The 18370-nt window shown below is 69.1% G+C and carries 18 protein-coding genes, 1 other RNA gene, 1 pseudogene and 1 riboswitch; of the genes and pseudogenes, 16 read left to right on the top strand and 4 right to left on the bottom strand.

What is annotated here, in order from left to right; all coding sequences use genetic code 11:
* Positions 1–9 precede the first annotated feature (9 nt).
* A complete protein-coding gene (locus IB225_RS06565) occupies positions 10–1458 on the bottom strand; it encodes a DUF4932 domain-containing protein (RefSeq protein ID WP_192310383.1) in 1449 nt (482 codons plus the stop codon).
* Positions 1459–1576: 118 nt separating this feature from the next.
* Here IB225_RS06565 and glyA point away from each other — a divergent pair, with 118 nt between their 5' ends.
* The 12 genes from glyA to IB225_RS06505 all read left to right on the top strand — a co-directional run bounded on the left by glyA (position 1577) and on the right by IB225_RS06505 (position 11777).
* The gene (gene glyA, locus IB225_RS06560; RefSeq protein ID WP_192310382.1) at positions 1577–2830 is read left to right on the top strand and encodes a serine hydroxymethyltransferase; all 1254 of its coding nucleotides are present in this window, start codon (positions 1577–1579) and stop codon (positions 2828–2830) included.
* Positions 2831–2839: 9 nt separating this feature from the next.
* The gene (nrdR, locus tag IB225_RS06555; protein WP_192310381.1) at positions 2840–3376 is read left to right on the top strand and encodes a transcriptional regulator NrdR; all 537 of its coding nucleotides are present in this window, start codon (positions 2840–2842) and stop codon (positions 3374–3376) included.
* A 3-nt stretch (positions 3377–3379) separates the two neighbouring features.
* Positions 3380–3898 (top strand): GNAT family N-acetyltransferase, encoded by a 519-nt coding sequence (locus IB225_RS06550; protein WP_192310380.1) that lies wholly within the window; start codon positions 3380–3382, stop codon positions 3896–3898.
* Positions 3891–4988 carry a bifunctional diaminohydroxyphosphoribosylaminopyrimidine deaminase/5-amino-6-(5-phosphoribosylamino)uracil reductase RibD gene (ribD, locus tag IB225_RS06545; RefSeq protein ID WP_192310379.1) on the top strand — a complete coding sequence of 366 codons (1098 nt, stop codon included), beginning with the start codon at positions 3891–3893 and terminating at the stop codon, positions 4986–4988. The genes IB225_RS06550 and ribD overlap by 8 nt, the downstream gene beginning before the upstream one ends.
* 9 nt (positions 4989–4997) lie before the next feature.
* On the top strand, positions 4998–5762 hold the full coding sequence (locus IB225_RS06540) for a class I SAM-dependent methyltransferase (protein WP_192310378.1): 765 nt from the start codon (positions 4998–5000) through the stop codon (positions 5760–5762).
* 80 nt (positions 5763–5842) lie between these two features.
* Positions 5843–5989: riboswitch (FMN riboswitch) on the top strand.
* Positions 5990–6127: 138 nt separating this feature from the next.
* Entirely contained in the window at positions 6128–6730 is a 603-nt protein-coding gene (locus tag IB225_RS06535; protein ID WP_192310377.1) for a riboflavin synthase, read from the top strand.
* Positions 6727–7821: a 3,4-dihydroxy-2-butanone-4-phosphate synthase gene (ribB, locus tag IB225_RS06530; protein WP_192310376.1), complete on the top strand. Its 1095-nt coding sequence runs from the start codon at positions 6727–6729 to the stop codon at positions 7819–7821. The genes IB225_RS06535 and ribB overlap by 4 nt, the downstream gene beginning before the upstream one ends.
* Before the next feature lie 64 nt (positions 7822–7885).
* Positions 7886–8353: a 6,7-dimethyl-8-ribityllumazine synthase gene (gene ribH, locus IB225_RS06525; protein WP_192310375.1), complete on the top strand. Its 468-nt coding sequence runs from the start codon at positions 7886–7888 to the stop codon at positions 8351–8353.
* Between the two features lie 22 nt (positions 8354–8375).
* Positions 8376–8843 carry a transcription antitermination factor NusB gene (gene nusB / locus IB225_RS06520; protein ID WP_345776574.1) on the top strand — a complete coding sequence of 156 codons (468 nt, stop codon included), beginning with the start codon at positions 8376–8378 and terminating at the stop codon, positions 8841–8843.
* Position 8844: 1 nt separating this feature from the next.
* Positions 8845–9096: a helix-hairpin-helix domain-containing protein gene (locus IB225_RS06515; RefSeq protein ID WP_192310373.1), complete on the top strand. Its 252-nt coding sequence runs from the start codon at positions 8845–8847 to the stop codon at positions 9094–9096.
* A 7-nt stretch (positions 9097–9103) separates the two neighbouring features.
* Positions 9104–10051, top strand: a complete 948-nt coding sequence (gene thiL / locus IB225_RS06510; RefSeq protein ID WP_192310372.1) for a thiamine-phosphate kinase — start codon at positions 9104–9106, stop codon at positions 10049–10051.
* A 145-nt stretch (positions 10052–10196) separates the two neighbouring features.
* Positions 10197–11777, top strand: a complete 1581-nt coding sequence (locus IB225_RS06505) for a CocE/NonD family hydrolase (protein ID WP_192310371.1) — start codon at positions 10197–10199, stop codon at positions 11775–11777.
* A gap of 15 nt (positions 11778–11792) precedes the next feature.
* On the opposite strand, the gene IB225_RS06500 is transcribed toward IB225_RS06505, so the two are convergent.
* Positions 11793–13169 (bottom strand): FAD-linked oxidase C-terminal domain-containing protein, encoded by a 1377-nt coding sequence (locus IB225_RS06500; RefSeq protein ID WP_192310370.1) that lies wholly within the window; start codon positions 13167–13169, stop codon positions 11793–11795.
* A gap of 234 nt (positions 13170–13403) precedes the next feature.
* Between IB225_RS06500 and IB225_RS06495 the strand changes: the two genes are divergently transcribed.
* Positions 13404–14810, top strand: coding sequence for an FAD/NAD(P)-binding protein (locus IB225_RS06495; RefSeq protein WP_192310369.1), 1407 nt, complete (start codon positions 13404–13406; stop codon positions 14808–14810).
* 3 nt (positions 14811–14813) lie between these two features.
* On the opposite strand, the gene IB225_RS06490 is transcribed toward IB225_RS06495, so the two are convergent.
* Complete coding sequence (locus IB225_RS06490; protein WP_192310368.1) at positions 14814–15203, bottom strand: YraN family protein; 390 nt, start codon at positions 15201–15203, stop codon at positions 14814–14816.
* A pseudogene (locus tag IB225_RS06485) lies at positions 15193–16458 on the bottom strand (penicillin-binding protein activator); the annotation flags it as partial. The pseudogene IB225_RS06485 and the gene IB225_RS06490, both read right to left, overlap by 11 nt.
* Positions 16459–16673: 215 nt before the next feature.
* Here IB225_RS06485 and rsmI point away from each other — a divergent pair.
* The 3 genes from rsmI (at position 16674) to rnpB (ending at position 18165) form a co-directional block, all read left to right on the top strand.
* Positions 16674–17492, top strand: coding sequence for a 16S rRNA (cytidine(1402)-2'-O)-methyltransferase (gene rsmI / locus IB225_RS06480; RefSeq protein ID WP_192310366.1), 819 nt, complete (start codon positions 16674–16676; stop codon positions 17490–17492).
* 76 nt (positions 17493–17568) lie between these two features.
* Positions 17569–17778 carry a hypothetical protein gene (locus IB225_RS06475; RefSeq protein ID WP_192310365.1) on the top strand — a complete coding sequence of 70 codons (210 nt, stop codon included), beginning with the start codon at positions 17569–17571 and terminating at the stop codon, positions 17776–17778.
* A 36-nt stretch (positions 17779–17814) separates the two neighbouring features.
* An RNA gene (rnpB, locus tag IB225_RS06470) (RNase P RNA component class A) lies at positions 17815–18165 on the top strand.
* The last annotated feature ends 205 nt before the right edge of the window (positions 18166–18370 follow it).

Raw genomic sequence — 18370 nt, 5'->3', positions numbered from 1 at the left:
GAATGCGCCTCAGCGGGTCTGGAACGACCACGTCCGTGGCGACAGGGGCTCGCCTGCCGCACTTCTGAAGCCAGCGGCGTCTTCGTTGTTGAGCGACATCTCGTAAAGGGTCCCGGGGCGCAGGCTGACGGGAATGCGCAGCACGCTGGTGTCCGCGTTCCATATGGGTTCTCCGGACACATCCGGAACATGGTGGCCGAATACCGCCATGCCTCCGTCCATCGGCCGGTCAAAATGGATCTCGATGGCCTTCAGGGTTGGATCGACACCGATCGCGCCGGCGGCGGGAACCAGTTCCAGGATCTGCGGGCCTTTGCCTTGACGTTCCTGCTCTTCAGCGGCCAACCGCCGCTGCACGCTGGCGATGCGGAGCCCTGGCTCATCGGCCCAATCGCTGAAGAAGGCGAAGACCCTGGCTTCCGAGGCAGTGAACCGCGGTGGCGACGCCTGGTCGTCCAGTGCCAGGTGTTGGGCCAGAGACTCTGTCCACCAGAAGCCTTTCTGGCGGTCATCTGCCAACGCTTCACGCCAGGGCTTCTTCGAGTCGTGATCGGCGAAATAGTGCAGCGTGTTGGCGCGTACGAGGCTTTCGTAGAGCATGATCCGCCAGTCTCCGTAGGCTTGCTCGGTCATTTGCCTGGAGAAGGCCGAGTAAAGGCGTTCGCCGTCCTGCTGAAGTTGCGGCGCATGACGATCCACCCAAGGGTTCAGATAGGCGTGGCCCAACTCGTGAACCAAAAGGCCCAGCATCTGCTGCACGGGAAACTCGAGCGGTTCGCCTGGCTGGAAGGAAGGGGTGCCGAGCACCGAATAGATCTCGACAGCACCGCCCGGAAGCTCTACATGCGGCCCATAGCTGTTAGGGCCATTGAGCAGCCCTGGAATCAGCACGAACATGGCGTCGCGGTGGGCGCCGAATTCCCGCTCGAACCAGGCTAGATCCAGTTGCTCTGCCGCGCCCGCGCGGATGTTGGCTTCCACTTGTCTGTACAGCGAACCGTGTTGGGCGAAGAACGCGCGCGCCCCGGTATCGCGCTCGAATCTGGCCGCGGCATTCAGGAATTGGCGGGCGTTTTCGGGATCCAGCCAAACCTCTTCCCGCGAGCTTTTCCCCCACGGCCCAAGTGGCAGGCGGGCTTTCCAAGTGCCGGGCCGGGCCATCAGGGTGAGGCTGACCGTCGCACTGTAGCCGGCGCCGTGTTGCTCGCGGAGCCTGCGCAGCAATTCGACGCTGGGATGATGCTGATAGCGGCGGAAGTGAGCTTCCACCGCGTGGTCATACGCCGGAATGCCGGGGGACTGGTACTCCTCGAACCCAGCCAGCCGGCACATGATCGCCGCGAGCTCGATGCGGGGGTCTACCTTCACCTGGATCGAGGGGGTCCCGGCCCATGCGGGGAACGGGCAGGACAAGGCCAATACAAGCCACAGGGAAAGACTTCTCCACATCGGGTCCATTCCTCCGCCCATGGCGGCTGGGGCAGTTGACTCCCCAAGGCTCGCGGTCCGGGGCCGGAACCGGCCACTGGCGGGAAACGGTACAATTTGCCGACGCCTTCTACCCTCCGGAGTGCCAATGTTCCCGCGCGACGCCCGCATCGAATCCTACGATCCCGAACTGGCCCAGGCCATCGCCCACGAGGCGCGCCGGCAGGAGGATCACGTCGAGCTGATCGCCAGCGAGAACTACGCCAGCCCCCGCGTCCTGGAAGCCCAGGGCAGCGTGCTGACCAACAAGTACGCCGAGGGTTACCCGCACAAGCGGTACTACGGCGGCTGCGAGTACGTGGACATCGCCGAGCAGCTGGCGATCGACCGCGTGAAGCAGCTGTTCGGCGCCGACTACGCCAACGTGCAGCCGCACTCCGGCTCGCAGGCCAACCAGGCCGTGTACTTCGCGCTGCTGAACCCGGGCGACACCATCCTGGGCATGAGCCTGGCCCACGGCGGCCACCTGACCCACGGTGCCAAGGTCAACGCCTCCGGCAAGATCTTCAATGCCGTCCAGTACGGCGTGAACGACCAGGGCCTGATCGACTACGACGAAGTCGAGAAGCTGGCGCTGGAACACAAGCCGAAGATGGTCGTGGCCGGTTTCTCCGCGTATTCGCAGGCTGTCGACTGGGCGCGCTTCCGCGCCATCGCCGACAAGGTTGGCGCCTACCTGTTCGTCGACATGGCGCACGTGGCCGGCCTGATCGCCGCCGGCGTCTACCCGAACCCGCTGCCGCACGCCCACGTGGTCACCTCGACCACCCACAAGACGCTGCGCGGGCCGCGCGGCGGCATCATCGTCGCCAAGGGCGCGGGCGAGGAGATCGAGAAGAAACTGCAGAGCATCGTCTTCCCGGGCATCCAGGGCGGTCCGCTGATGCACGTCATCGCGGCCAAGGCCGTGGCCTTCAAGGAGGCGCTGGAGCCGGAGTTCAAGACGTACCAGGCGCAGGTGGTCAAGAACGCGCAGGCGATGGCCAAGACGATCATCGCGCGCGGCTACAAGATCGTGTCCGGCGGCACCGAGAACCACCTAATGCTGGTCGACATGATCGGCAAGGACGTCAGCGGCAAGGACGCGGAAGAGGCGCTGGGCAAGGCGCACATCACCGTCAACAAGAACTCCGTGCCGAACGATCCGCGCAAGCCTTTCGTGACGTCCGGGTTGCGCATCGGTACGCCAGCGGTCACCACGCGTGGCTACGGCGAGCAGGACTGCGTCGATCTGGCCAACTGGATCTGCGACGTCCTGGACGCGCCCAGCGACGAGGCCGTACTGGCGAAGGTGCGTGACAACGTCACTGCGCAGTGCAGGAAGTATCCCGTCTACGGCTGATCGACGACGATGCATTGCCCCTTCTGCCAGCACACCGACACCCGCGTCATCGATTCGCGCGTCTCCGAAGACGGCGCGACGATCCGCCGACGTCGCGAGTGCGAGGCATGCGGGGAGCGGTTCTCCACGCTGGAGAACATCGAGATCAAGTTGCCGGCAGTCATCAAGGGTGACGGTCGGCGCGATGGTTTCGATGCACGGAAGCTGCGTGCCGGTTTCGACCGCGCGCTGCAGAAGCGGCCGGTGTCGGAAGAGCAGATCGAGGCTGCCGTGCGCGCCGTCATCCATGCCATCCGCATGAGCGGCGAGCGCGAGATCGCGTCGCGCAGGATCGGCGAATTCGTCATGAACGAACTGCGCAAGCTCGACCACGTGGGCTACGTGCGCTTCGCCTCGGTCTACCGCAGCTTCGAGGACGTCGCCGACTTCCGTGACGAGATCGAGAAGCTGGAGCGCGACCTGCCTGCCGGAGCGGGCCAGCTGTCCCTGTTGAGCGGCGACGTGGTTCCGTTCGACAAGCACGCGGACAAGAACAAGAAGCGCTGAGCCGTGCGCATCGAGCCGATCGGGCAGCACCCGGCGTGCATCGAGCCGCTCGCGCGCCTGCATCATGCGGAGTGGGCCCCGCTGTACGACGACTGGACGCTTGAGGCTGCGACCGCGGAACTCCACGACCATGCTGCGCGCACGTCATTGCCGACGACATTGGTGCTGGTGGACGACGATCGCGTGCTCGGCTCGGTCAGCCTGTTGATCGAGGACGCGCCGGCCTTGCAGGATCGCGGCAGCCCGTGGCTGGGCAGCCTGTTCGTGCTGCCCGAGGCGCGGGGCCGTGGGAGCGGGCGATTGCTCGTCGATGCCGTGGTCGCGCATGCGGCGCGCGAAGGCGTGGTGTTGCTGCGGCTGTTCACGCTGTGGCACGAGGACTTCTATGCGTCGCTGGGCTGGCAGGTGGAAGAGCGCACCTCCCTGCACGGTACGCCGGTGGTGATCATGTCGATCCGGCCCGCGCAGCGCGTGGCGCATACTGGCGCCCCTTCCGATGCCGCGTGGACGATGCATGACTGACACCGCCTTCTCCGCGTTCGACCACCAGTGCATGGCGCGCGCGCTGCGGCTGGCCGAGCGTGGCGCGTACACGACGCGGCCGAACCCGATGGTGGGTTGCGTGATCGTGCAGGGCGAGCAGGTCGTCGGCGAAGGCTGGCACCAGAAGGCCGGCGGCCCGCATGCGGAGGTGTTCGCGCTGCAGGCGGCAGGCGAGCGTGCGAAGGGTGCGACCGCGTACGTCACGCTGGAGCCTTGCGCGCATACCGGCCGCACCGGGCCATGCGCGGACGCGCTGGTCGCGGCCGGCGTCGCGCGTGTGGTTGCGGCGATGCGCGATCCGTTCCCGCAGGTCGACGGGGCCGGCTTCGATCGGTTGCGTGCGGCCGGCATCGCCGTGCAGGCCGGCCTGATGGAGGCGCAGGCGCGTCGCCTGAATCGCGGATTCCTTTCGCGTGTCGAGCGCGGTCGGCCATGGATGCGGGTGAAGCTGGCGACCAGCCTGGATGGCCGCACCGCGATGGCGAACGGCGACTCCAAATGGATCAGTGGCGAGGCCTCGCGACGCGACGTGATGCGCTGGCGTGCGCGTGCGGGCGCCATCCTGACCGGCGCCGGCACGGTGCTGGCCGACGATCCGTCGCTGACGGTGCGCTTCGGCGACGAGACCGCGTTCGAGCCACCACTGCGCGTGGTGCTCGATCCGGGCCTCGCTACCGTTGCGCGCGGCAACGTACGCCAGGGCGAGGCGCCGACGCTGTATGTCCACACCGCCGACGCCAAGCCGCCGCGCGATGTCGATGTGCAGCGCGTGGTGGCGCCGGCAACGGGCAGCAACTTCGACCTGAAGGCGGTGCTGGAACTGCTGGCCACGCGCGGCATCAACGAAGTGCATGCCGAAGCGGGTGCCACCTTGGCCGGCGCGTTCCTGGCGGCGGGGCTGGCCGACGAGGTGCTGCTGTACGTCGCGCCCGTGCTGCTGGGCGACCAGGCGCGTCCGCTGTTCGGTGGCCTGGGCATCCAGGCGATGGCGGACCGCATGAAGCTGGAGATTGTGGACAGCCGCGCGATTGGCGAAGATCACCGCCTCCTGCTGCAACCTGCCCGCTGAACGCACGCCATGGTGGCCTTCAAGGATCATTTTTCCGGCGTCGCCGACGTCTACCTCGCCTCGCGTCCGACCTATCCGGATGCGCTGTACGACGTGATCGCGGCGGCCGTGCCGGCGAGTGCACAGGTCTGGGAGCCGGGCTGCGGCAGCGGCCAGGCCACGCGCGGACTGGCCGCGCGCTTCGCCCATGTGCATGCCACCGATCCCAGCGCCGCCCAGATCGAGCGCCACTGGGCGAACGGGAAAGCGGGCGCCAACGTCAGCCTGGCCGTCGAACCCGCCGAGACCACCGCGCTGGCCGATGGCAGCGTCGATCTGGTCGCCGTGGCGCAGGCGCTGCACTGGTTCGACCGTTACCGCTTCTTCGCCACCTGCGAGCGCGTACTGCGCCCGGGGGGCGTGCTGGCAGCCTGGACCTACCAGGACATCATCTTCGAGGACGATCTGGCCGAGGTGGCCGAGAAGGTCCGCGACGACATCGACCCGTACTGGCCGCCCGAGCGCGCCGACGTGGACATGGGCTACGGCGACTACGTGTGGCCGTTCGAGACCATCCCGACGCCGCGGCTGTGGCTGACCGCCGAATGGAACCTGCCCACGTTGCTGGGTTATTTCGGCAGCCTGTCGGCCACCGGCAGCTACCGGGCGGCGACGGGCGAGGACCCGGTCTACGCCCATACGCCGGCCCTGGCCGAGATCTGGGGCGACCCGCAGCGGGCCCGCACCATGCGCTGGCCGCTGATCCTGCACCTGCGCCGGAAGCCGGCTGCCTGATCCCGCGGAACGCTCCGTTCAGAGCGGTCGCCGGACCCGGCGTGTAAACTGCGCGGGCCGGTCCGCCGGCACACCACCAACGACGTCTTCAGGGCGGGGTGCAACTCCCCACCGGCGGTAGGTCGCTCAGCGACAAGCCCGCGAGCGCCTTCGGTCCCGCCGAAGGGTCAGCAGATCCGGTCCAATGCCGGAGCCGACGGTCATAGTCCGGATGAAAGAAGACGGCATCGCCGAACCGCGCGTCAGCGCGGCGTCGTGCGCCTGCCTTCGCGCCCCGGAGGCGTCTCCGCTTTGCTGTCGCGAGAGACGTCCATGCCTTCCACGAACCCCCGTGCTTTCCCCGCCCTCCGTCTGGAGGCCTGCTGATGTTCACCGGCATCATCGAAGGCGTCGGCCGTATCGCCGCGCTGCAACCGCTGGGCGGTGACGTCCGCCTGACCGTCGCCACCGGCACGCTGCCGTTCGACGCCGTGCAGTTGGGCGAGAGCATCGCGGTGAATGGCGTGTGCCTGACCGTCATCGCGTTCGACGCCGCCAGCTTCCAGGCCGATGCGTCCACCGAAACGCTGTCGCTGACCACGCTCGGCGGGTTGGCCGAGGGCGCGGTGGTGAACCTTGAGCGCGCGATGCGCCCGACCGATCGCCTGGGCGGCCATCTGGTCAGCGGCCACGTCGATGGTGTCGGTCGCGTGCTGTCGGTGCACGACGACGCACGCGCGCAGCGCTGGCGCTTCGCCGCGCCGGCGCCGCTGCTGAAGTACATCGCGAAGAAGGGCTCGATCTGCGTCGACGGCGTCAGTCTGACCGTCAACGAGGTCGATGGCGAAGGCTTCGAGGTCGCGCTGATTCCCCACACGGTCTCGCAAACCGCATTCGCGCAGACCGCCGTCGGCGATGCGGTGAACCTGGAGATCGACCTGGTGGCGCGCTATGTCGAGCGCCTGCTGGGCGAAAGGAGCGGCGCATGAACTTCGCCCCGATCCCCGAGTTGCTGGAAGAGATCCGCAACGGCCGCATGGTCGTCATCGTCGACGACGAGGACCGCGAGAACGAAGGCGACCTGATCATGGCCGCCGAGCTGGTCAAACCGTCGGACATCAACTTCATGGTCACGCATGCGCGCGGCCTGGTCTGCCTGTCGCTGACGCGCGAGCGTTGTGCGCAGTTGGGACTGGCACCGATGGTGCAGACCAACACCGCGCAGTTCCATACCAACTTCACCGTCAGCATCGAGGCGGCCGAGGGCGTCACCACCGGCATTTCCGCCTACGACCGCGCACACACCGTGCGCACCGCCGTGCGGCCGGATGCGAAGCCGAGCGACCTCAGCCAGCCGGGCCACATCTTCCCGCTGATCGCGCAGCCCGGCGGTGTGCTGACGCGTGCGGGCCACACCGAAGCGGCGAGCGATCTGCCGCTGCTCGCGGGCCTGGAGCCGGCCGGCGTGCTGGTGGAAGTGCTGAATCCCGACGGCAGCATGGCGCGCCGTCCGCAACTGGAAGTCTTCGCACGCGAGCACGGGTTGAAGATGGGCTCGATCGCCGACCTGATCGCCTACCGGCTGGCGACCGAACACACCGTCGAGCGGATCGATGCGCGCGACATCGAGACCGAGTTCGGTCCGTTCCAACTGGTGACCTACCGCGACCGCATCGCGCACGATCTGCACTTCGCGCTGGTCCGCGGCACGCCCGACAAGGCGACGCCGACGCTGGTGCGCGTGCAGGTGGAAAACCCGCTGAGCGACCTGCTGCACTGGCGCCGCGACGACTTCGGCGTGCATGCGACCGATGCGCTGCGTGCGATCGCGGCGGAGGGGCAGGGCGTGATGGTGGTGCTGTCCGAGCCGCGCAGCGCGGACGCGCTGCTGGCGCGCCTGCGCAAGCAGCCGGAAGTGCAGGCCAATGCGAAGGATGTGGGCCAGTGGCGCCGCAACGGCGCCGGCGCCCAGATCCTGGCTGACCTCGGCCTGGGCAAGCTGCGGGTGCTGGGCACGCCACGCCGGCAGGTCGGCCTGGCCGGCTTCGGCCTGGACGTGGTCGAGTACGTCCAGCCCTGACCCCCGCCGGCAGACCGGCCGGTCGCCCCGGCTGGTAGACTTGCCCACCCCCAAGGAACCCGCCATGTCCCACTACGAAGGCGATCTGCGCGCGCCCGACGGCGCCCGCTTCGCGATCATCGCCAGCCGCTGGAACCCGCGCATCACCGATGTGCTGGTGGCCGGCGCGCGCCAGAGCCTGGCCGGCAACGGCGTGGGCGAGGACGCGATCGACGTGGTGCGGGTGCCGGGCGCGTGGGAAATCCCGCTGGTCGCCGCGCGCCTCGCCGCGGGCGGCGACCATGCCGCCATCATCGCGCTGGGCTGCGTGATCCGTGGCGATACCCGCCACTACGAACACGTCGCCGACCGCTGCGCCGAAGGCCTGATGCGCGTGCAGCTCGACACCGGCGTGCCGGTGATGAACGGCGTGCTGGCGGTGGAACGCATCGAGGATGCCGAGGCCCGCGCCGGCGGCAGCCATGGCAACAAGGGCGAGGAAGCCGCGCTGGCCGCCATCGAGATGGCGCAGCTGCTGGAACAGTTGCCGTAACTACAGAATCGCAGGAGCAGACGTGAGCCGACATCATCATCCCCACCGCAAGGACGGCGTCGACCCGGTCACGCGCGCCCGTGCGCGCCGCCGCGCGCTGCAGGCCGTCTACGCGTGGCAGATGTCGGGTGGCGAAGTCGGCCAGGTCATCGCGCAGTTCGCGCACGAGCAGGCGCACGAGATCGCCGACCTCGAATATTTCGAAGACCTGGTGCGCGGTGTCGTCCGTCATCGCGCCTCGCTGGACGAGGCGCTGCTGCCGTTCCTCGACCGTACGGTGGAGGAAGTCGATCCCATCGAGCGCGCGGTGCTGCGCATCGCCGCCTACGAACTGATCCATCGCCTCGACGTGCCGTACCGCGTGGTGCTCAATGAGGCCATCGAAACCGCCAAGCGGTTCGGTTCCGAACACGGCCACACCTACATCAACGGCGTGCTCGACCACGCCGCCGTCGAATGGCGTCCGGCCGAGGCGCAGGCGCGCCGCTGACATGGCGGCCGGCGACACGCGCTTTGCCGCCGACGAACGCGATGCGCTGCTTGCGCTGAAGGGTGTCGGTCCCACCGTCGTGCAGCGCCTCAAACAGATGGGCATCGCGTCGCTGCGGCAGTTGGCCACGGCGGAGCCGTCGGAGATCGTCGCCAGTGCCGCCGGCCTGACCGGTTCTTCCTGCTGGAAGAACAGCCCGCAGGCGCGCGCGGCGATCCAGGCCGCCATCGACCTGGCGCGCACGCGGGGCTGACCACGCCATGGCGACCGGCGAATTCGACCTGATCGCCCGCATCCGCGCTCGCGCGGGCACGCGCGACGACATCGTGCTCGGCATCGGCGACGACGCCGCCCTGCTGGCGCCGCCTCCGGGCCGGCACCTGGCCGTCACCGCCGACACGCTCAACGAGGGCGTGCATTTCCCGCGCCGTACCGCGCCCGCCGACATCGGCTGGAAGGCGCTGGCGGTGAATCTCTCCGATCTCGCCGCGATGGGCGCCGAACCCGCCTGGTGCACGCTGTCGCTGTCGTTGCCGCAGTCCGATACGGCATGGATGGACGCGTTCCTCGATGGTTTCCTCGCGCTGGCCGGCGAACACGGCATCGCACTGGTGGGCGGTGATACGACACGCGGTCCCTTGTCGCTGTCGGTGACGGCCATGGGCTTCGTGGATGCCGGCAGCGCGCTGCGTCGTGATGGCGCGCAGGCAGGCGACGATGTCTGGGTGACCGGCACGCTGGGCGATGCCGCCGGTGCGCTCGTACTGCTGGATCGTGAACCCGCGCATCCGCTGCGCCGTCGCCTGGACCGCCCCACGCCGCGCGTGCATGCGGGGCGAGCGCTGGCAGCGCTGGCAAGCGCCTGCGTGGATGTGTCCGACGGCCTGCTCGCCGATCTTGGCCATATCTGTGCCCGCAGCGACGTAGGCGCACGGATCGACATCCCGTCCTTGCCCGCGTCGGAAGCACTGATGGACGCGTTCGACGACGTTGCGCGCCCTGCGCTGCAGGCCGCGGGTGGCGACGATTACGAGCTCTGTTTCACGGCCGATGCATCGCACCGCGAGCGCATCGCGTCGCTTGCTTCCCGGCTGGATCTGCGCGTCACCCGCATCGGCCGCATCACCGCCGGCAGCGGCGTGGTGGCGGTCGATGCCGCCGGAGCCGTCTGGCAGCCGCCACGCACGGGTTACGACCACTTCGGCTGAGTCCATACGGTCAGCGCTGCACCGCAGCGTGGCCCATCCCATACCTGATGGTATGGTCGCATGGCTCGTTCCCCCCCGACGGGTTCCATCGCATCGCTTTCCAGCCAGGCCCTCCCGCCTGGCCTCGCCTGTGAGGAACCTCTGCATGAACCGATCCGTCTGGCGCGGCCTGCTGGCCGTCGTGTTGCTGGTGTTCTCTTCGGCGGCCCTCGCCGCCGGCTACAGCAAGACCTACGAACGCATCCGCAGTTGGGACGGCACACAGCTCGGTGCGCTGGTGCTGGTACCGCAGGGGCAGGGCAACGGCCCGTTCCCGCTGATCGTCATGCCGGCCAGCTGGGCGCTGCCTAACCTGGAGTACGTCGGCCGCGCCAGCCAGCTCGCCTCGAACGGCTACGTCGTCGTCAGCTACACCTCGCGCGGCTTCTGGGATTCCGCCGGGCAGATCGATATCGCCGGACCGGCGACGGTCGAGGACGTCAGCGCGGTCATCGACTGGGCGCTCGCCAACACGCCGTCCAACCCGAGCGCGATCGGCGCGTCAGGTATTTCCTACGGTGCGGGCACCAGCCTGCTGGCCGCGGCACGCGATCCACGCATCCGTGCGGTGGCCGCGCTGAGCGGCTGGGCGGACCTGGAAGCCTCGCTGTACGCGAACCAGACCGTCTCCGAGCAGGGCGTCACCCTGCTGGTCGCCGCGGGCGTGGCGACGGGTCGCCCGGGACCGGATCTCGCACGCATCACCACGCGCGCCGTGCTCGGCGATTTCGATGGCGCGGTGCAAGGCTTCCTGCCGCAGGCGTCCAGTCGCGGCGTGGTGCACGAAGTCGACGCGCTGAACCGGCAGGGCACCGCGGTGCTGCTGGCGAACGCGTTCAACGACGGCCTGTTCCCGCCGAACCAGTACGTGGACTTCTACAACCGCCTTCGTGGACCGAAGCAGTTGATCTTCAGCCAGGGCGATCACGCGACCGCGGAGCTGCCGGGCGCGCTGGGCCTGCCGAACCAGGTCTACGACGCGACGACGCGCTGGTTCGACCGGTATCTGAAGGGACGGGTCAATGGCGTGGAAGGTGAAGCGCCGGTGCGCTTGTCCACGCGCGAAGGCCGCTGGCTGTCGTATGCGGACTGGAATGCGGTGCAGGCAACGCCGACCGAATACGGATTGGCTGCACCGACGGGCTGGCTCGCGCCCACCGGCGCACTGGTGAGTGGCGCGTCGACCGGCTGGAGCCATCGCATTGCCACCGGCGTGCCGACCGTCGCCGATTCCGGCGTGGTGCTGTTGAGCGGATTGCTGCAGGGCCTGGGCGCACCCACGACGGCCTCGGTGCCGCTGGTGAATCGCGCCGGTGCCGGCGTGTGGGTGGGGCCGGCGATAGCGGGCGAGCGCACGCTGGCCGGATCGCCGACGCTGCGCGTGACGGTGACGCCCAGCCAGCGCAACGTCACCCTGTTCGCCTATCTCTACAGCATGGACGCGTGGGGCATCGGCACGCTGATCACCCACAAGCCTTACAGCCTGCGCGACGTCACCGCCGGCCAGGCGCGCACGATCGACATGACCCTGGAAGCGAATGCCGCGCGTGTACCGGCTGGCCATCGCTTGGTGCTGGTGGTCGACACGCACGATCCGCGCTACACGGAGGCAGTGGGTCTGGGTGGGACGGTGACGTTCTCGTCGCCGGCCGCCGCGCCGTCGCGGTTGCGCGTACCGCTGCGCTGATCGACGTCCGCGCCGTCAGGGCGGCAGCACCTTGCCCGGATTGAGGATGCCGTCCGGGTCGAGGGCCGTCTTTATGGCGCGCATCGCTGCCAGCGTCGCCGGCGAGAACGCGTCGGACATGTAGGCGCGCTTGCTCAGGCCGATGCCGTGTTCACCGGACAGCGTGCCGCCCAACGCGAGCACGGTGGCGAACACCGTGGGCAATGCCGCATACGCGCGTTCCGTCTCGGCGGCATCGGCATCGTCGTACATGATGTTGACGTGCAGGTTGCCGTTGCCGGCGTGGCCGAACACCACGATCGGCAGCGCCGCATTGACGGACAGGGCTTCCATCGCTGCGACCAGATCCGGGATGCGCGATACCGGCACCACGACGTCCTCGTTGATCTTGCCGGGCTTGATCGTGCGCAGTGCGGGCGACAATGCCCGCCGCGCCGCCCACAGGCGATCGCGCGCGCTGCCGTCGGCGGCGACGTCGAGCGCGATCATGCCGTCGCCTTCCGCCGCGTCGGCCAGCGCCTGCAACGCGTAGGGCAGCGTGTCGTCGTCGCCATCGGCTTCGACCAGCAGCATCGCGCCCGCGTCCGGCACGTCGCTGCCGTTGCGGCGGATCAGCGCGATGGCGCTGCGGTCCATGAACTCCAGCATCGCCGGCGTCGCCGGTCGCGCCATGATGCGCGACACCGCGGCGGCGGCGGTCGCGGCATCGCGGTACAGCACGCGCAGGCCTGCCTGCGCGCGCGGTCGCGGCGCGAGTTTCAGCGTCGCTTCGACGATGATCGCGAGTGTCCCTTCGCTGCCGACCACCAGGTGGGTGAGGTCGTAGCCGGTCGCATCCTTGGTGTAGGCACCGCCGCAGCGGATCAACTCACCCGCGCCGGTCACGGCCACCAGGCCCAGCACGTTGTCGCGCGCGGTGCCGTACTTCACCGCGCGTGGACCGCCGGCATTGGTCGCGAGATTGCCGCCGACACTGCAAAGGTCGGCGCTGGACGGATCCGGCGGCCAGAACAGGCCGTGCGGCGCGAGCGCGTGCTGAAGCTCGCCATTGAGCACGCCCGGTCCCACCACCACGCAGCGATCGGCAGCGCGCACGTCGACGATACGGTTCATGCGCGCGAACGACACCACCACACCACCTTGCGTGGGTACCGCGGCACCGGTCGTGGCCGTGCCGGCACCGCGCGCGATGATCGGCATGCGGTGTTCACGGCAGGCGCGCACCAGCGCGACGACATCGTCCTGCGTGCTCGGCAATGCGACGGCCGTCGGCATCGCCCAGCGTCGTGAATCGTCGCCGCCGAAAGGGCGGCAGGCCTCGCCGGTCAGCCAGCCATCGCCGAGTCGGGCCGACATCGCATCGTGCAGCGCAGGGGGCAGTGTTCCATCCATGCCGGCATTGTACGGATCGCGTGCGCGCTGTCCTGCACTGATGCTGCGGCGGCATGTGCACATGGCGGTTCGCCATGTCGGTGCGCGCGGGCGTGTCAGCGCCGGTAAATCAATGTCTTCGCGTTCGACACGCACGCGTGACGACGAAAGGTCGTGCCGCGCTAACCGATTCCTTACAACCGCGCGAACAGTGGCTGCTAGAAATCGCCCGGCCCATTCGACCGGAGGACACACATGCGCATCACCATCGTGGGAGCAGGTTTCAGCGGCAGCGTACTGGCCAGCCAGCTGGCATCGACCGAAGACGGTGCGCCCGACATCTGCCTGGTCGGCGTCGGCGAGACGTTCGCGCGTGGCGTGGCTTACGGGCAGGCGCGTCCGGAACACCTGCTCAACGTGCGTGCCGGTCATCTCGGCGTGCATCCGGATGCGCCGGGTGATTTCGCCGCGTGGCTCAGCCTTGGGCCGCGGGGCCGTGACGAATTCCTGCCGCGTGTCGCTTACGGCGACTATCTCGCAGAGCGTCTGCGTGAAGCGCACGAAGTTGCGGGCAACCTGTCGCTGGTGCGGCAGGAGGCCATCGCGATCAGTCGCGTGGGCGAGGGATATCGCGTGCACCTCGATGATGGTGGTTATTTCGCCAGCGACCGCGTGGTGCTGGCCCTGGGTGCGCTGCCGCCGCAACGGCTGGCCGGCATCGGGCCGCGACTCGCGCAAAGCCAGCGCTACATCGGGTGGCCCTGGCAGGACGACGCACTAGAGCGCATCGAAGCCGACGCCCGCGTGCTGATCGTCGGCACCGGACTGACCATGGCGGACGTGGTATCGACACTCGCCGCGCGTGGACATCGCGGCGAGCTGACCGCGATCTCGCGTCACGGACTGCTGCCGCGTGCGCATGCAGACGTGCCCGGTCCGGTGATCGAACTGCCGCCCAGCGTGCGCCAGGCGCTCGGGGGACGCGACGTACGCGCGTTGCTCGCGGCGGTACGCTCGCTGGTACATGTGGCGCCCGACTGGCGCAGTGTGGTCGATGGCCTGCGCCCGCACACGCAGGCGTTCTGGCGCAGTCTGCCGGACACGCAGCGTGCGCGCTTCCTGCGTCATCTGCGCTCGCACTGGGAAGTGGCGCGGCACCGCATCGCGCCGCGCGTGGCCGAGGTACTCGACACCCTGCAGGCGAGCGGACAGCTGCGCGTTCGCGCCGCACGGCTGCTGCGTGCCGGCCTGCGCGCACACGGGGCCGAAGTGCTGCTGCAGGGCCGCGGGCAGGAACACGCGGACGTGTCGCAATACGACTACGTGATCCGCGCCACCGGACTGGACACCGACATCGTGCGCACCACGCATCCGCTGGTATCGCACTTGGTGGACGCGGGCCTGCTAACGCCCGATCCGCATGGCCTGGGCGTGGAGGTGGGTGACGACCTGCAGGTGCGCGACCGCCACGGCACAACGGTACGCGGGCTCTACTGCCTGGGGCCACTGCTGCGTGGGCGCTTGTGGGAAATCACGGCCGTGCCCGAATTGCGCTCCGCTGCCGCCGCGCTGGCGAGCACCCTGCGTGCAGGAGTCCCCTCGTCGGTGCGCAGGAAGGGAGACGGACTCGCGCGCGAGCTGCTGCTGTCGGCCGGCTTGTAGCGGTCAGACCTCGTCCGCGCGGAACGCGTCGCGGATCCATTCGAGCCGCGGCGAAGCGGGATCGCCCTGCGCATCGATCACGTCGAACCGGCACGGCGCGTCGGCGAGGGCAGGGTGATCCTGCAGGAAGCGCTGCGCCGCATGGACCAGGCGGCGGCGCTTGCCGGCATCGATCGACGCCGCGCCGCCACCGAAGGCCTGCGACTGCCGATAGCGTACTTCGACGAACACCACCGACGGCGTGCCCGGTCGGGTGGCGTCGCGCATCACCAGATCCAGTTCGCCGCCACGATAGTTCGCGTTGGTGGCGAGTTCGGTCAGCCCTTCGCGCCGCAGCAGATCGCGTGCGGCGACTTCGATGGCGTGCCCGCGGGCGCGCCGGTCAACCGCCATCCGCGATCGGGGCAGGACGGCCGCCGGTGAAGGTCGACCACGAGGGCGTGCGAACCACGTTGCCGAAGCCGTCCAGTTGCAGGCGCCCGGTGGCGCCACGCAATTCGGCGTTCGCGCCGGTGGCCAGCTTCTCAAGATAGGCGGTCAGCAACCAGGCGTCGTAGCCGAACGCGAACAGGCGGGCCGCAGGGCCGCGCGCCGTCGGCACGCGCTCGCCGGTGACGCTGGCGGCGGGCAGGGCCGGCACGCCCCGCGATGTCCAGGCTTCGGTCGGGAAGGCGATGCCGTCCAGCGCCATGTCTTCTTCCGGCTTGCCGGTGCCCGAAGTGAGCTGCGAGGTGCCCACGCGTGTCTTGCCGCCCAGGCCAGCCAGCGCCAGCTGCGGCGTCAGTGCGCGCGCGGTGCCGCCACGTACGGCCAGGAACACGGCATCGGCACCTTCCTGAGCAGCGCTCGCGAGCACGGCTGCGAGATCGCCGGGGGCGTCCTGCACGCGGATCACCCGCGTGACCTTGCCGCCACGTTCGGCGAACCGCTCGGCGAACGCCTGCGAGGCGCGTCGACCGTTGTCGTCGCTGCCTTCGATGACCAGTGCAGCGCGGCGTTCGCGGGCGAACAGGTATTCCGCCGCGGCCAGGCCATCATCTTCCGGCGCCAGCGAGAAGCCGGCGTTGCCGTCGGGCACGGCCACGGTGCCGCGGTTCAGCACCAGCAGGGGGGTAGCGAGCTGCGGTTGCTGGAACAGCGCGCTGACCTCGTCGCGGCCGAGCGGGCCGACGACGAAGTCGGCGCCTTCGGTGGTGGCGCGCGCGTAGGCGGCGGTCGCGCCGGCGGCGGTGCCGGTGGTGTCGTAGAACTGGATGTCGGGACGGCGGCGGCGTTCACCGTAATAGCCGGCCAGCAGGCCGTCGCGCACGGGTGCGGCGGCGGTGGCGAGGTTGCCCGACAGCGGCAGCAGCACGGCGAGCTTCACTGGCGGGCGGTAGCCGTCGGACTCGGCCGGCGGACGGTTGGCGGTGTCGAAGCGCCATTGCGTGCCGCGGTCGAACGGGCGCGGCAGCGGCAGGCCGCGGCGCTGCAGGGCGCGGCCTGCGAAGTTGTACAGCGGATCGCCCGACGGTAGGGCGGCGGCGTCGCGGGTCAGGGTGGCGTCGTCCAGCGTGGCCAGCAGGCGGTCGATCTCGCGCGCGTTGTCGATGCGTGCCTGATCGGTGAGGGCGGCATCCTGGCGGGCCAACGTCGCGGCGCTGGCGAACGCCGGCGCAAAACGCGCCGCCGAGGTGGTGGGACCTGCGCCCGGGGTTGTCGCGCAGCTGGCCAGGACGGCGACCAGCAGCAGGGCCACCAAGGTCCGGGCGGGACGGATGCGTGCAGAAAGCGTGCGTACGACAGGCAGGTCCAAGGGCATCGTCGGTGTTCAGGCAGGGGAACCGGCTACGATTCTACCCCCAGCCATCGAGCCCCACCGGAATGCCCGCAGGAACCCTGTTCATCGTCGCCACCCCGATCGGCAACCTGGGCGACCTGACGCCGCGTGCGCTGGAGACCCTGCGGAGCGTGGCGGCGATCTGTGCGGAGGACACCCGCCGCAGTGGCCAGCTGATGTCGCACTTCGGCGTGTCCACGCCGTTGTTGGCCCTGCACGAGCACAACGAGGACGCGCTGTCGCAGCGCGTGGTCGAACGGCTGCTGGCCGGCGAGTCGCTGGCCCTGGTGAGCGATGCCGGCACGCCGCTGGTCAGCGATCCCGGTTTCCGCCTGGTGCGCGCAGCGCGTGCGGCCGGCATCAAGGTCAGTCCGCTGCCTGGTGCGTGCGCGGCCATCGCGGCGCTCAGTGTGGCAGGGCTGCCCAGCGACCGGTTCACCTTCGAGGGCTTCCTGCCGGCCAAAGCGTCGGCACGGCGCGAAACGCTGCAGCGCTTGGCCGGCGAGACGCGCACGCTGGTGTTCTACGAATCCTCCCACCGCATCGCCGAGTCGCTGGCCGACATGCGGGCAGCCTTCGGTGATGACCGTCCGGCGGTGCTGGCACGCGAGCTGACCAAGCTGTTCGAAACCGTCCTCGATGGCTCGCTGGCCAACCTGCTGGCGCAGGTCGAAGCGGACGACAACCAGCGCAAGGGCGAGTTCGTGGTGATGGTGCAGGGCGCCGGCGACGACATGGACGCGCGCCTGGTCGAGGGCCGACGCGTCTACGCGCTGCTCAACGAGCACCTTCCTCCGTCGGCTGCCGCCAAGCTGGCGGCGGAGATCACCGGCGCGCCGAGAAAGGCCTTGTATGGAAGCTAGTGAAGGCAATCCCTATCGGCCGCCGGCAGCCTCCGGCCCCGACGCTCCAGTGAGGGACACGTCGAGGTGGAACCGTGTGATTTTCCAAGCGGCACCCCTGTATCTGCTGGCATCGGCCATTGCGATGGTGGTGACGGTCGGACCGCTGGGTCTACTGCCGATGCTGCCGACGCATCCGTCCGCGTGGATGCTGGTGGCGTTCATCGTGGCGTGGTTGATGCTGGCGTTGCTGGCCCGGCCCATTCTCGTGGGCTGCTGGCAACGGGCGCGGGAGCTGTCGCGGTAACGCAGCCCTGCCCGGCATGAGACAATGCGCGTCGGCGGAGCCGGCCAGACAGTCGCGTCATTGGAAACAATGCCGAGGAAAGTCCGGGCTCCACAGGGCACGGTGCCAGGTAACGCCTGGGCGGCGCGAGCCGACGGAAAGTGCAACAGAAAGATACCGCCGAACGGTTCTTCGGAATGCGTGGCAAGGGTGAAATGGTGCGGTAAGAGCGCACCGCGAGTCCGGTAACGGACCGGCACGGCAAACCCCACCGGGAGCAAGACCAAATAGGGAGGCTATGCTGCGGCCCGCAGTGTCTCCGGGTAGGTTGCTTGAGCGTAACGGTGACGTTGCGCCTAGAGGAATGACTGTCCACGACAGAACCCGGCTTACCGGCCGGCTCCGCCGCTTTTCAAAGCGCCACCGGCGCTTTGAAAAGCCCCAAGGTTTGCGGCGCAAACCTTGGGCCCCAGGCCATTGGCCTCCATACCCCCGCTCGCGCTAAGCGCTCGCCGCCCCCTGACTCAGGGGGCTCAAAAGAGCGCCGGATAGCATGGCGCCCCTGTAGGAGCGACGTAAGTCGCGACCGCAGACCCTCTGTGTATCGGCGGCT

Source organism: Pseudoxanthomonas sp. PXM02 (assembly GCF_014851805.1).
In the GTDB taxonomy this organism is placed as follows: domain Bacteria; phylum Pseudomonadota; class Gammaproteobacteria; order Xanthomonadales; family Xanthomonadaceae; genus Pseudoxanthomonas_A.
The sequence above is the reverse complement of the archived record's forward strand: the minus strand, read 5'-3'. Positions and strand labels throughout refer to the sequence as shown.

Excerpts from the sequence above, each read along its gene's own strand:
- IB225_RS06565 (WP_192310383.1), bottom strand. The coding sequence starts at position 1,458 with ATGGACCCGATGTGGAGAAGTCTTTCCCTGTGGCTTGTATTGGCCTTG.
- glyA (WP_192310382.1), top strand. The coding sequence starts at position 1,577 with ATGTTCCCGCGCGACGCCCGCATCGAATCCTACGATCCCGAACTGGCC.
- nrdR (WP_192310381.1), top strand. The coding sequence starts at position 2,840 with ATGCATTGCCCCTTCTGCCAGCACACCGACACCCGCGTCATCGATTCG.
- ribD (WP_192310379.1), top strand. The coding sequence starts at position 3,891 with ATGACTGACACCGCCTTCTCCGCGTTCGACCACCAGTGCATGGCGCGC.
- IB225_RS06540 (WP_192310378.1), top strand. The coding sequence starts at position 4,998 with ATGGTGGCCTTCAAGGATCATTTTTCCGGCGTCGCCGACGTCTACCTC.
- IB225_RS06535 (WP_192310377.1), top strand. The coding sequence starts at position 6,128 with ATGTTCACCGGCATCATCGAAGGCGTCGGCCGTATCGCCGCGCTGCAA.
- ribB (WP_192310376.1), top strand. The coding sequence starts at position 6,727 with ATGAACTTCGCCCCGATCCCCGAGTTGCTGGAAGAGATCCGCAACGGC.
- ribH (WP_192310375.1), top strand. The coding sequence starts at position 7,886 with ATGTCCCACTACGAAGGCGATCTGCGCGCGCCCGACGGCGCCCGCTTC.
- IB225_RS06515 (WP_192310373.1), top strand. The coding sequence starts at position 8,845 with ATGGCGGCCGGCGACACGCGCTTTGCCGCCGACGAACGCGATGCGCTG.
- thiL (WP_192310372.1), top strand. The coding sequence starts at position 9,104 with ATGGCGACCGGCGAATTCGACCTGATCGCCCGCATCCGCGCTCGCGCG.
- IB225_RS06505 (WP_192310371.1), top strand. The coding sequence starts at position 10,197 with ATGAACCGATCCGTCTGGCGCGGCCTGCTGGCCGTCGTGTTGCTGGTG.
- IB225_RS06500 (WP_192310370.1), bottom strand. The coding sequence starts at position 13,169 with ATGGATGGAACACTGCCCCCTGCGCTGCACGATGCGATGTCGGCCCGA.
- IB225_RS06495 (WP_192310369.1), top strand. The coding sequence starts at position 13,404 with ATGCGCATCACCATCGTGGGAGCAGGTTTCAGCGGCAGCGTACTGGCC.
- IB225_RS06490 (WP_192310368.1), bottom strand. The coding sequence starts at position 15,203 with ATGGCGGTTGACCGGCGCGCCCGCGGGCACGCCATCGAAGTCGCCGCA.
- rsmI (WP_192310366.1), top strand. The coding sequence starts at position 16,674 with ATGCCCGCAGGAACCCTGTTCATCGTCGCCACCCCGATCGGCAACCTG.